The organism is Roseburia rectibacter (assembly GCF_014287515.2).
Taxonomy (GTDB): domain Bacteria; phylum Bacillota; class Clostridia; order Lachnospirales; family Lachnospiraceae; genus Roseburia; species Roseburia rectibacter.
In genome coordinates, this window is record NZ_CP092473.1 from 1647876 (window position 1) to 1660996 (window position 13121).

At 42.0% G+C, this 13121-nt stretch carries 12 protein-coding genes; 9 read left to right on the forward strand and 3 right to left on the reverse strand.

The window, feature by feature from the left end; genetic code table 11:
• Window positions 1–148: 148 nt before the first annotated feature.
• The 9 genes from yicI to H8S51_RS07815 all read left to right on the forward strand — a co-directional run bounded on the left by yicI (window position 149) and on the right by H8S51_RS07815 (window position 10923).
• On the forward strand, window positions 149–2488 hold the full coding sequence (gene yicI, locus H8S51_RS07775; RefSeq protein WP_118209062.1) for an alpha-xylosidase: 2340 nt from the start codon (window positions 149–151) through the stop codon (window positions 2486–2488).
• Window positions 2488–4665 carry a beta-glucosidase gene (locus H8S51_RS07780; RefSeq protein ID WP_118209061.1) on the forward strand — a complete coding sequence of 726 codons (2178 nt, stop codon included), beginning with the start codon at window positions 2488–2490 and terminating at the stop codon, window positions 4663–4665. The genes yicI and H8S51_RS07780 overlap by 1 nt, the downstream gene beginning before the upstream one ends.
• A 72-nt stretch (window positions 4666–4737) precedes the next feature.
• Window positions 4738–6945, forward strand: a complete 2208-nt coding sequence (locus H8S51_RS07785; RefSeq protein WP_241070960.1) for an EAL domain-containing response regulator — start codon at window positions 4738–4740, stop codon at window positions 6943–6945.
• A 6-nt stretch (window positions 6946–6951) separates the two neighbouring features.
• Window positions 6952–7308, forward strand: a complete 357-nt coding sequence (locus H8S51_RS07790; protein WP_117918476.1) for an Hpt domain-containing protein — start codon at window positions 6952–6954, stop codon at window positions 7306–7308.
• Window positions 7309–7313: 5 nt separating this feature from the next.
• Window positions 7314–8000: a 4'-phosphopantetheinyl transferase family protein gene (locus H8S51_RS07795; protein ID WP_241070961.1), complete on the forward strand. Its 687-nt coding sequence runs from the start codon at window positions 7314–7316 to the stop codon at window positions 7998–8000.
• Window positions 8001–8058: 58 nt separating this feature from the next.
• Window positions 8059–8562: a transcription elongation factor GreA gene (gene greA / locus H8S51_RS07800; protein ID WP_015560761.1), complete on the forward strand. Its 504-nt coding sequence runs from the start codon at window positions 8059–8061 to the stop codon at window positions 8560–8562.
• Between the two features lie 15 nt (window positions 8563–8577).
• Window positions 8578–9450, forward strand: a complete 873-nt coding sequence (metF, locus tag H8S51_RS07805) for a methylenetetrahydrofolate reductase [NAD(P)H] (RefSeq protein WP_006859631.1) — start codon at window positions 8578–8580, stop codon at window positions 9448–9450.
• A gap of 81 nt (window positions 9451–9531) precedes the next feature.
• Window positions 9532–10008: a hypothetical protein gene (locus tag H8S51_RS07810; protein ID WP_022113237.1), complete on the forward strand. Its 477-nt coding sequence runs from the start codon at window positions 9532–9534 to the stop codon at window positions 10006–10008.
• 81 nt (window positions 10009–10089) lie between these two features.
• Window positions 10090–10923 carry a DUF4300 family protein gene (locus H8S51_RS07815; protein ID WP_186899513.1) on the forward strand — a complete coding sequence of 278 codons (834 nt, stop codon included), beginning with the start codon at window positions 10090–10092 and terminating at the stop codon, window positions 10921–10923.
• 158 nt (window positions 10924–11081) lie between these two features.
• Here H8S51_RS07815 and H8S51_RS07820 read toward each other — a convergent pair whose 3' ends face one another.
• From H8S51_RS07820 to H8S51_RS07830, 3 genes are read right to left on the reverse strand one after another with little or no spacing between them, the layout of a single operon-like run.
• Window positions 11082–11990, reverse strand: a complete 909-nt coding sequence (locus H8S51_RS07820; protein WP_186899456.1) for a TlpA family protein disulfide reductase — start codon at window positions 11988–11990, stop codon at window positions 11082–11084.
• A 47-nt stretch (window positions 11991–12037) separates the two neighbouring features.
• Complete coding sequence (locus tag H8S51_RS07825) at window positions 12038–12937, reverse strand: 4Fe-4S binding protein (protein WP_022113240.1); 900 nt, start codon at window positions 12935–12937, stop codon at window positions 12038–12040.
• On the reverse strand, window positions 12930–13070 hold the full coding sequence (locus tag H8S51_RS07830; RefSeq protein ID WP_006859626.1) for a CD1871A family CXXC motif-containing protein: 141 nt from the start codon (window positions 13068–13070) through the stop codon (window positions 12930–12932). The genes H8S51_RS07825 and H8S51_RS07830 overlap by 8 nt, the downstream gene beginning before the upstream one ends.
• Window positions 13071–13121 lie beyond the last annotated feature (51 nt).

The following is a 13121-nucleotide window of genomic DNA, read 5'->3' on the forward strand; positions in this document are numbered from 1 at the left end:
TTTAGAGGGTATTTTTTGCAGGGTGGGTATAGTAAGATGAGACAAAATGAGATAATTACAGGGAGGAAAATCCTCTGCGCCTGCAAGAGGCAAATGCTATAAAAAACATAGCATGCATTTTTCTCCGGAAAACAGGGAGGATTATCATATGAAATTCAGTAATGGATGCTGGCTGCAGAAAGAGCGCTGCGAGTGCTTTTCTCCGGCAGAGGTATATTTTTCAAAGATTGAGAAGGATCAGGTAACGATCTGTGCACCGACAAGCAAGATCACGCAGCGTGGAGATACACTTGGAGGAATTAATCTTACCATCGTGATCTCAGCTCCGTATGAGGAGGTTTTAAGAGTTCAGACTTATCATCATATGGGTGTGCAGAAGAAAGCACCATCCTTTGAGATCGCACCGGCAGAGAGCGGACATTTAAAGGCGGAAGAGAAAGCAGACAAATTGATTATTTCAAGCGGATCACTGCGTCTGGAGGTGCAGAAAGAGAATGGGGCACTGACTTTCTACCGCGGTGAGGAGAAAATCACGGCAAGCGGCTGGAGAGACCTTGCATATATGAAAACCGACTGGAAAGGTTTTGCTTATGACAAAGGACCGGAAGATGCTTATATGAGAGAGCAGTTATCTCTTTCCGTGGGTGAGCTGATCTATGGTCTTGGTGAACGTTTTTCCGCATTTGTAAAAAATGGACAGAGTGTGGATATCTGGAATGAAGATGGCGGTACTTCCACAGAGCAGTCTTATAAGAATATTCCGTTTTATATTTCAAACAAAGGATATGGTGTATTCGTAAATCATCCGGAGTGCGTTTCTTTTGAGGTTGCAACAGAGATGGTGACAAAAGTAGAGTTTTCCGTACCAGGCGAAAATCTTGATTACTTCCTGATCAACGGACCTACGATGAAAGAAGTGCTGATGCGTTATACAGATATCACCGGAAAACCATCGCTTCCGGCACCGTGGACTTTCGGACTCTGGCTGTCCACATCTTTTACGACCAACTATGATGAAAAGACAGTCAACAGTTTTGTCGATGGAATGTTTGACCGCAAGATTCCGTTATCAGTATTTCATTTTGACTGTTTCTGGATGAAAGATTTTAACTGGTGTGATTTTACCTGGGATTCAAGAGTTTTCCCGGATCCGGAGGGAATGCTAAAACGACTGAAAGCAAAAGGTTTAAAGATCTGTGTATGGATCAACAGCTATGTGGGACAAGAGTCCTCCATGTTCCAAGAAGGCGTTGAGGGTGGTTACTTCTTAAAACGTCCAAACGGCGATGTATGGCAGTGGGATATGTGGCAGCCGGGACTTGCCATTGTTGACTTTACCAATCCGGCAGCCTGCGAGTGGTATGGAAAAAAATTAGAGGCACTGCTTGATATGGGTGTGGACTGCTTTAAGACAGATTTTGGTGAGAGAATACCGACGGATGCTGTATATTATGACGGCTCTGATCCGGTTAAGATGCACAACTACTATACATACCTCTACAATAAAGTAGTATTTAACGTGTTAAAGAAGAAAAAAGGTGAAAAAGAGGCAATTCTTTTTGCACGTTCTGCAACTGCAGGCGGACAGAAGTTCCCGGTTCACTGGGGTGGTGACTGCTGGTCTGACTATGAATCCATGGAGGAGAGCCTTCGCGGTGGTCTGTCACTGACAAGTTCCGGCTTTGGATACTGGAGCCATGATATCGGAGGATTTGAGAGCACATCCACACCGGACGTCTATAAGAGATGGTGTGCTTTCGGACTTCTTTCTTCCCATTCAAGACTGCATGGATCTACTTCTTACCGTGTGCCGTGGGCATATGATGAAGAAGCAGTGGATGTGGTACGCTACTTTGCACAGCTTAAGGCATCTTTGATGCCATATCTGTACCGCAATGCGATCGAGACGTCCAAAACAGGTATTCCTATGATGCGCAGCATGGTACTTGAATTTACCGAAGATAAAAACTGTGCATATTTAGCAACACAGTACATGTTAGGTGATTCCCTGCTCGTTGCACCGATCTTCCGCGAGGACAGTATCGCAGAATATTACCTGCCGGAGGGAACATGGACATCCTTACTGACCGGAGAAGTCAAAGAGGGAGGTAAGTGGTACAAAGAGAAACATGGTTACTTAAGTATTCCTCTTTATGTCAAAGAGGGCAGTATTGTGGCTATGGGAGCAAGAAATGATAATGCAGTTTATGACTATGCAGATGGTGTGACATTCCGTGCATATGCATTAAAAGATGGCATCAAGGCAGAAACTGTCGTATATGGAACGGAAAATGAAAAAGAAGCATCTGCAAATGTTGTAAAGAACGGATCTTCTTATCAGATCGCGGTAGAGAGTAATAAGGCATCCAAAGTGGCATTGATGAACGTTGGCACTCCAAAGCAGGTAACCGGTGCATCCTATACACAGGATGGGGAAAATGTCATCGTAGCATTTGACGGTAACGGCAAGGCAGAGGTTGTATTTTAATGCAGGAAACATATATTGAACAGATTTTAAATGAACTGACTTTAGAAGAAAAGATCGGCATGATCCACGGTGCGGGGTTATTCCGCACCGAAGGGGTAAAGCAGCTTTCCATACCGCCGCTTTACATGTCAGATGGTCCAATGGGGGTGCGGGCAGAATTTGCAGACAATGAATGGCACAATATTGGAACGACGGAAGATTATGTGACCTATCTTCCATGTAACAGCGCCATCGCATCCACGTGGAACCGCAATCTGGCGAAAAAAGCAGGCAGGGTTTTAGGCGAAGAGGCAAGAGGCAGGGGTAAGGATGTGATCTTAGCTCCAGGTATTAATATCAAACGAAGCCCGCTCTGTGGAAGAAATTTTGAATATATGAGTGAAGATCCAAGACTCATCGAAGAACTGGTGGTTCCGATGATCGAGGGAATCCAGGAAAATGATGTGGCAGCATGTGTAAAACATTTTGCAGCAAATTCGCAGGAAACAGAAAGACTCTGGGTTGATACGATCGTTGATGAGTCTGCACTGGAAGAAATTTATTTTCCGGGATTTAAAGCAGCAGTACAAAAAGGACACACGCTTGCACTGATGGGAGCTTATAATCTGTTAAACGGCGAGCACTGCTGTATGAGTAAGTCCCTGCTTAATGAGAAGCTGCGGAAAGACTGGAAATTTGATGGAGTCGTGATCTCCGACTGGGGAGCGGTACACGATACGAAAATGGCAGCAGAATCCGGTCTGGATATTGAGATGGATGTCAAATATCAGTTCCATGAGCAGTACATGGCAGATCCGCTCTTAAAAGCTGTGAGAGATGGAGACATTGAGGAATCAATGGTTGATGAAAAGGTGCGTAATATTCTTCGGATGATGCTGCGTCTTAAGATGATCGGACCAGAGAAAAAGAACCGTAAAACCGGTGCATATAATACGGAAGAACACCGCAGGGCAGTGCTTGATGTGGCACGTGAGTCAATGATCCTGCTGAAAAATAAAGATCATGTACTGCCTCTTTGCACAGAATCCGGCTGCAGGGTTGCCGTGATCGGTGCAAATGCCGCAGCAATCCATTCGAATGGAGGCGGAAGTGCAGAGATCAAGGCATTGTATGAGATTTCGCCGCTCATGGGAATCAAAAAGCTGCTCGGCGGAAATGTCAATGTTTCCTACGCACCGGGATATGTGATCCCGGACAAAGAGGAAGCGTCTGAGATCAACTGGCAGGCGGCAAGTACAGAGAATGCCGGGGATACGGAAAATGAATGTACTGTAAGTGGAAGTACGCAGGGAAAACAGCAGAAAGCCACAGCGGATGCATATCACAAAAAACAGAAAGAAGCCTTAGAGGAAGCAGTTGCACTTGCAAAGGCGAGTGATATCGTTATTTTTGTGGGCGGATTGAATCACGATTTTGATGTGGAGGGACTCGACCGCACAGACATGAAGCTGCCTTACGGGCAGGATGCGGTGATAGAGGCTCTGTTAAAGGCTGCACCGGATATGGCAGTCTGCATGTATGCAGGGTCACCGGTTGAGATGCCATGGGCAGAAAATGCAAAAGCAATTCTCTGGAGTTATTATGCAGGTATGGAAGGCGGAACTGCGATAGCAGAGACTTTGTTTGGAAAGGTAAATCCGTCCGGAAAACTTGCGGAAACGTTTATCCGAGATGTGTCACAATGTCCGGCACATACGATCGGAACTTTTGGAAAGAAAGACCGTGTGGAATACCGGGAAGGGGTAATGGTTGGCTACCGTTATTATAATACAGAAAAAACAGATGTATTGTTTCCGTTTGGACACGGACTTTCCTATACAGATTTCGTTTATGATGATCTTAAAATCGCACAGCAGGAGAGTGAAAAACAGACTGTTAAGGTTTCATGTACTGTGAAAAATAAAGGTGTCCGGGAGGGTAAAGAAACGGTTCAGATTTATGTTGCACGGGAGCAGGAAAAAAACAGAATATTTCAGGAATTAAAAGCATTTGAAAAAGTGGAACTGGCTGCTGGTGAGGAAAAACAGATCTGTTTTACTTTGGATAAACAGGATTTTGCACATCATGATGTGCAAAAAAAGATGTTTTTGCCGGTGAGTGGGACTTATGAAATTCAGGTTGGAGCGTCATCGGCAGATATCCGTCTCAGTAAAAAAATCAATGTTATTTTTGAATAAGGATAAATTATGTCTATTGAAAAGAAACTCTGACTTTGCTATGATAAAGTCAGGGTTTTTTTGTGGATTTTTATGGGGCAGATAGGTGAGAGTATGGCTGAAAAGGGTAAGGTATTAATTGTAGATGACAAGCAGATCGAACGTGTCATGTTGAAAAAGATTCTGAGTGACACATACGAGGTTGTTGAAGCAGAGAATGTCAAAAAGGCATTTGAGATCCTTTATGAACGAAGCGAGGAGATAACTGCGGTGCTTTTGGATATCGTTATGCCGGAGTATGATGGTTATTATTTCTTAGAGCGATATTATAAAGCACAGATGTATCAGGCAATTCCTGTGGTCGTGCTGACGATGGAGATTGATATTGAAACAGAAGTCAGATGTCTTAGTATGGGGGCATGGGATTTTATACGGAAACCGTATAATGTGGATGTTGTCAGGTTTCGTTTGAAGAACGTGATCGGCAGCAGCAGTAAAAACATCAGCAAAGCGTTAAAGTACCGTGCGGAATATGATATTCTTACCGGCATCTACAATAAAACGAATATGTTTCAGGCAACATCTGCCATGTTAGAGCGATATCCGGACAGACATTTTGCATTTGTGCGGATGGATATTGAAAAGTTCCAGCTGATCAATTCATTTTTTGGAATGAGTGCCGGGGACGAGCTGTTAAAATATATTGCAGATCTTCTGATACGCGCAGTAAAAAACCGCAATGACATCACTTTCGGCAGGATGGATGCGGACATCTTCTGTTTTTGCATGTCCTATGAAAATACAAAAGAACTGGTGGAGAGTTTTGATAAGATGAGGGATATCTTGAGCAGATATCCGCTTGATTTTGATATTGTACCGATATTTGGTGTTTATCTGATCGCGGGGAAGAAAATAACACCAAACCATATGTATGACAGGGCAAACCTTGCTGCAAAACACTGTAAGGGTAATTATATCCGCAATTATGCATTTTATACACGGCAAATGAGTCAGGAGATCGAAAAGGAACAGCGTATCGTAAACAGTATGAAAAGCGCACTTGAAAATCATGAGTTTGTCGTTTATTACCAGCCGAAATACGGACTTAGCGATAATCAGATTGCAGGTGCAGAGGCGCTGGTGCGCTGGAAACATCCGGAACGGGGGATGATCTCGCCGGGAGAGTTTATACCGGTATTTGAACGGAACGGTTTTATCACAAAACTGGATTATTATGTGTGGGAACAGACCTGTATCCAGCTCAGAAGGTGGTTAGACGAGGGAAAACAGCCGCTTCCGATATCGGTAAATCTTTCAAGGATTAGTCTATATAATAAAGAAGTAGTGGAAGTGATCTGCGATCTGGTAGACAAATATCAGATTCCGCGCAGACTTTTTCAGGTAGAGCTGACAGAGAGTGCGTACAATACCAATCCAAAAGCGGTGCAGGAAATGATGCAGCGATTGCGGGAAGAGGGATTTTATATTCTGATGGACGATTTTGGAAGCGGATATTCTTCTTTAAATGTCTTAAAGGATATAGTGGTAGATGTTTTAAAGATGGATATGAAATTCTTTTCCGGGGATGATAAGGAAGGACGCGGAGAAAATATCATGGCTGCCGTGATACGTATGGCAAAATGGCTGAATATGCCGGTTGTGGCAGAAGGTGTCGAACGGATCGAGCAGGTGGAGTTTTTAAGAAGCATAGGATGTGAGTATGTACAGGGATATTATTTTGCAAAACCTATGCCGGTGGAAGAGTATGAAAAGCTGCAGTTTGACAGACCGCATTCACAGAGGGAGAAAGATACAGAACGGTTAGTTGATATAGATAGCCTGTGGATGCCGGCATCCCAGCTTGAAACCCTCTTTTTAAATGCAAAACAGGGGGTGGCTGTCTATGAGTACAGCAAAGATCAGATTGAGACCATTCGCGTAAATAATGCATATTATGAAATGTTTGGATATCAGGATATCAGCCAGAAAAAAGATATTTTCCAGGAAATTCCCAAACGGTATCATAAACGTGTTCTGGATGCATTTTCTCATACAGCAGATACCGGACATGAAACACAATGTGAGTTCTCAAAGAAAAATGAGGCAGGGGAAGAATTTTATATTTTTTTAAAACTATATGATGTTGGGATCGTAGGAAATAAACATATCATATATGGTGTATTTTTGAATGTGACAGAACCAAAACAACTGGAATGGGAATTAGAAAAATACAGACTGCTGTTATCCGGAAAGCGTAAATCCGGGGAGAGGGAACAGACAAAAGAACAATCGGAGGAATGATAGAAAATGAATGAGGTATTGGAAGGATTAAATGCGTGGGGATGCGACTTAGAAGGAGCTTTAGAGCGTTTTTTAGGGGATGAAAAATTATATCAAAGCTGTCTTCCGATGGTGGTAGAGGACGAGTCTTTTGATGGTTTGAAAGAGGCACTTGCAGCAGATGAGAGAAAAAAGGCATTTGACTGCGCACATACATTAAAGGGTGTATTTGCAAATATGGGTATTACCCCGATGTTTGAGACGGTTGTAAAAATCGTAGAGCCGCTTCGTGCTGGGAAAAATGATGGACTGATGCCGGTGTATGAGGAATTGCTGGATGAAAGGGAACATCTTAGAAGCATTATCCAGACAAAGGGAGAATAAGATACGTGAAGATTTATATGACAGATACGCTTCCATTGGAGGATGAAAAGATATTTTCGCAGATGCTGCCCTTTATTACAGAAGACCGGAAAAATAAAATCGTTCAATTAAAGAAAAAAGAAGACCGGTGCAGATCACTGGCAGCAGGGATACTGTTAGAGTATGCGTTGCGGGAATATGGAATCAGTCTGTTACCTGGGAAAATGCAGCAAATGGTTCTTACATTCGGAGAGAATGGAAAGCCGGTATTAAAAGAAAATATCGGCATATATTTCAACCTGTCACATTCGGGAAGATATGTGGCAGGTGTTTTTTCGGACAGTGAAGTGGGAATTGATGTGGAACAGATCCGGAAAGGACAGATGAAAGTGGCAGAACGTTTTTTCTGTCCGGAGGAATATCTGGCATTACAAAAGGGAAAAATGAAAAAAGCAGACTGTTATTTTACAGAGTTATGGACAAGAAAAGAAAGTTATATCAAAGCGGTTGGAAAAGGGATAGCATTGGATCTTGCATCGTTTTGTGTACTGCAGGATCAGGTTAAATTTTTAAAAGCGGGGCAGACGGGAGAATGGTATCTGCAAAGCTATGATCCCGCAAGTGGATATATATTGTCAGTATGTGCGAAAAAATGTACAAAATGCGAAATTCAATGGATCAGTAAAGAGATGTTTACACAGAAATTTATTTGACGGAAAACTGGAAAGAATTTATAATAATCGCTGAAATGACAAGTAAGGAGGAAGATTCATGTACGACGAATTGACCGAACAGGATATAAAAAAAATGGAAGAAGAGATCGAGTACCGGAAACTCGTGGTTCGCAAAGAGGCCTTAGAGGCAGTGAAGGAGGCAAGAGCGCAGGGAGACTTAAGTGAGAATTTCGAGTACCATGCGGCAAAGAAAGATAAGAACCAGAATGAGAGCCGTATCCGCTATTTAGAGAGAATGATCAAAACAGCAAAAGTGATTTCAACGGATTCTGCAGAGGATGAAGTTGGTATGAATAATACGGTAACGGTTTATTTTGAGGAGGACGACGAGGAAGAGGTTTATAAGATCGTGACAACAGTCCGCGGTAATTCTTTAAAAAATTTAATCAGCAATGAGTCACCGCTTGGAAAGGCATTGCTTGGACATAAGGTTGGTGACCGCGTGGAAGTGGCTGTCAATGAGAATTATTCTTATTATGTCGTAATACGGAAGATCGAGAATACCGTGGATGACGGTTCCGATAAAATAAGACGCTTTTAGCAGAAAGAGGGATTTATGAGACTTACAGAATTATTAAATACAGAGAATGTAACGATTTCCTGTGAACTGTTCCCGCCGAAACAGGGTGCACAGTTAGACAACTACAAAAAGATCGTCGGCGATATGGCAGCGTTAAAACCGGCATATATGAGTGTCACTTATGGTGCAACCGGCGGAACTTCTGATTATACGGTAGAACTTGCAAATGAAGTGCGAAATGTGAATCATATTCCGGCACTGGCACATCTCACCTGTGCATCTTCGACTAAGGAGAAAGTTGCCTCTGTGATTCAGGAGTTAAAAGAAAAGCAGATTGAAAATGTACTTGCACTGCGCGGAGATATCCCGCAGAACGCGGATTTCCCGCTGCCAAATCAGTATAAACATGCAAGTGAGCTGATCTATGATATCAAATCACAGGGAGATTTCTGTATCGGCGGAGCCTGCTATCCGGAAGGACATCCTGAGTCACAGACATTAGAGGAAGATCTGATCCATCTGAAAGAAAAAGTGGATGCCGGATGTGAGTTCCTCACAACACAGATGTTTTTTGACAATAATATTCTTTATAACTTTATGTACAAAGCACTAAAACATGGAATCGATGTTCCGGTTGTGGCAGGAATCATGCCGATCACTAACGCAAATCAGGTAAAACGGAGCATTGCATTGTCGGGAAGTTTGGTGCCACGCCGTTTCCTTGCAATCGTCGACCGCTTTGGCAGTGACCCGGCTGCTATGAAACAGGCAGGTATCGCCTATGCGACAGACCAGATCATCGATCTGATCGCAAACGGTGTCAACCATGTACATATTTATACGATGAACAAGCCGGATGTTGCAGGAGCGATTCTTGAGAACCTTTCGGATATTTATGTGAGGGACTAGTACGGCTATTTGTTTCCGGGCAAAATATATAGCTTTTATGAAAAAAATAATATCATTAGCTGCTTAGAAATGGAGATTAATATGAAAAAACAGGAAGAAATTTTCCATGAGATCCAGGATATGATGGGAGAGACAAAAGAGGGAAGAATCCGCTGGAGTGTAGAGGTTCAGACTACGGAGGCAAATCCGGTAGAAGAAAAACCCGTTGAGCATGAAGATGGATTGGATTGGACGATTGATGAGTGTTATGTTTCTTATTATTGCAAATACAAAGGAAAAGATTTCTGTCTGATCACTTATGAAATGTTAAAGACTGCAAACAGCAGCACAGGAGAGCAGAAAGTAAAATCCAGCAATATGGTATTTTTACCACCACTTGGGATGCGTTTTTTTGATATTCATGCGCTGCTGCCATACAGCATAGAGGTATCGAATGTATTACTTGATGCAATACACCGTCTCTGGGTAATGCTGCTTGATATGTATAAAGTGGACAAGGGCAGTATCTATTTGAATGTAAGACCTGGAACACTCACGATCGAGGATGAAAAGAATTGACAGGAACGACTTTTACGTCATGATCATTTAGGGGAGAAGAGGTAATATCTGTTGAAAAGACAAACCAGAACAAAAACAGCAATGAAACTGTCTGCTATGATTGTGTCTGCATTTATGATGCTGGCGGCCTGCACAGAAACAGTGCAGAAACAAAAGATACCTGGTGCAACATATATGGGAGGGAACAATACGATTACTGAGATCTGTAAAGAACTTGACTCTGCGGGAGCTGCTCATGTAGATATATTTCGGGAATGGGCGGTTGATTTTGCAGATTCCGCAGGAAAAAATGCGAAGCTGGAAGATACATGGTCAGATCCTGGGAAAATGAAAGCGGATATCGGTAAATGTATGGATGGCTGGGAACAGAATCATGAGTATTCAGATGCGGACTGTAGAATGACAGCTTTTCTCCTGTTAGATGGGGTGATCCACTCAGAATTAACGGAAGATCATTATGAGGGAACCTATCTGATGTTTGACACAGAAGCGATAGATAATTTGGACAGATATGAAATCATAAAAGAGAACAAAGACATGTTTACCACACTTTATGGTGAAAAGAGTGTTACGGATGACAGACATCCGGAATCTGCATTTTGCGACAGCTGGAAAGAATATGGATTTCAAATAGATAATGACAGAATATCACTTCTTAGTATCGTAATATATGATCCATATACGGATGCTGTTTTTGTAGGTCATACTGGTATCCTGATAAAGTATAGTGATTATTATTTGTTTGTAGAAAAGATTGCATTTGAACAGCCATATCAGGCAACTAAGGTGCAGACGATTGATGAACTGCTCGATATCTTGTCCTTAAGACCGGAATATTTTGGAGAAGAGGGAGAACCCGGACCATTTGTTTATCATAATGGAGATTATATTGGAACGTTAAAGAGAACGACTTAAGAAAGCATAAGGAGAATTCAGATAAAAAGAAAGCTATACCGGTAATGGGAGAGACTTTCAGATACCTGCCGGGAGGTATCTGAAAGTCCGGGAGTGAATGAAAATAGAACCGTTGGGTATGATGTGCCGGTTATGTACAAAAGAGTATCATAAAAGGGTTATTTATTTGAGCTGTCTGCATTGATTACAGATTGGATCTGTTTCATCAGAGCATCATAGTTATCCTGATTATCGATTCCACCGAGCATCGGATCACCCACGATGTTACCATTTCTGTCGACGAGTATTGTGGTAGGAAATGCCATGATATTGGAGGCATATTTGCCTGCATCTGAAGATGAATCAATAGAAAGATTGCGGTATTTAGCACCTTGGCTTTCAAGAACAGAGGCAGCTTCTTTGATAGCCGATTCATTTCCATCGAAGGTTTCTGTGTTGATGCCGACTACTTCTCCTCCCATTGCCCTGACTGCATCATTTAATTCATTCAGTTTGGATAACTCAGCAACACAAGGCTTGCAGCCGGTAAACCAGAAATTGATGACAGTTACTGCATTTTCGGAAAAAAGACTTTCGTCAACAGAATTACCATCGAAATCCTGACCTGAGAAATTTTTGAATGGTGATGCATCTTCAGAATTAGTATTCTGCCCATTTTTATCGGATTCTGTAGTTCCTTTTTCAATTTCTGCGATCTGTTCTTCGATTTTTCGTATGGTTTCAATATCATCAGTAAGTGTTTTGAATTCGTCATCAGTAAAAGAATCTTTGTTTGATTCAGCGGTATCAGCCAGATAATCAGCATAATTTCCGTTTGAATCTGCAGTGTTTTTATTCATCAGACCAAATAATTTGTCCCATATATCTTTATGCTCTGCAAAGATCCGGTTCTCCTGCTGATATAAATCATCCAGCTTTGTGTTGGAATTGTCCGCTGATGCCGTGCTGTCTTCAGCCGTGGTATTCTGTGGTTCTGTGGTGCTTACAGTTCCTTTTCCGCTGCAGGATGTAAGCAGCAGTGCGATGCTGAGTGTGACAACTGAAATAAATGTAATTTTTGTTTTCATGGATAATTGCTCCTTTTTAAATTGTAATAAGATTGATAGTTACTGGTTTATGACTGCTGGTTACTGTTGTTCTTTTTTTTACATGATTTCCCCATAAACTGGTAGTGGATCGCATCTTTAGGACAGGCTTTTATACAGGCTCCGCATCGTATGCATTCCGGATGATCTGGAGTTTTACACACATCCACATCCATTTTACATGCCTTTTGGCATTGCCCGCATCCGATGCATCTGCTGTTCTCAATTTTAATAGAAAGAAAGCTGACCTTATTAAATAATGAGTAGATTGCTCCAAGAGGACAGATCCATTTACAGAATGGTCTGTAAAACAAAATACTTAACACAATAACTGTGATTAAAATAAGGCATTTAAAAGAAAAAAGTTTTCCCAGTGCAGAACGTATAGCGGCATTTCCAAGTGCGAGAGGGATAGCTCCTTCCAGGACACCCTGAGGACAAATATATTTACAGAAGAAAGGATCTCCCATTCCGATAGAGTTCGTTACCAGCATCGGAAGAAGTATAACAAAAATGATCAGGATGATGTATTTTAAATAGCGCAGCGGTTTGAGCCGGGCTGTAGAAAATTTTTTCCCAGGTATTTTATGAAGTAAATCCTGAAACCATCCAAACGGACACAGAAAACCACATATAAATCTTCCGAGTGTTACACCGAGTAAAATAAAAAATCCGGTTATGTAGTATGAAAATTTAAATCCTGATGAACCAACAACCGCCTGAAAAGCGCCAATTGGGCATGCTCCTGTTGCCGCCGGACAGGAGTAACAATTTAATCCTGGTACACATACGTTTTTTACGCTGCCCTGATATATTTTTCCTTTCCATAAATTAGGAATATGGATATTCGTGAGCAGTGTGGCAGCTGCCTGTATCCATCCGCGTAGTACAGCTATTTTTTTTGATAGAAAATTCTTTTTTTTATCCAATTCCGACACACTCCAGACATAATTTTATTGCTTTACCGAGCACGACAGCTGCTTCTCCTCTGACCGCACCGTAACTTATCATGGTGATACCTGAGATGAGCAGGATCGACTGATAGATTTTTTTGCACTTCAAGATATTTTACTCCTTTCATTTGTTGTATTTATTGACCAGCTGATGTTAGTA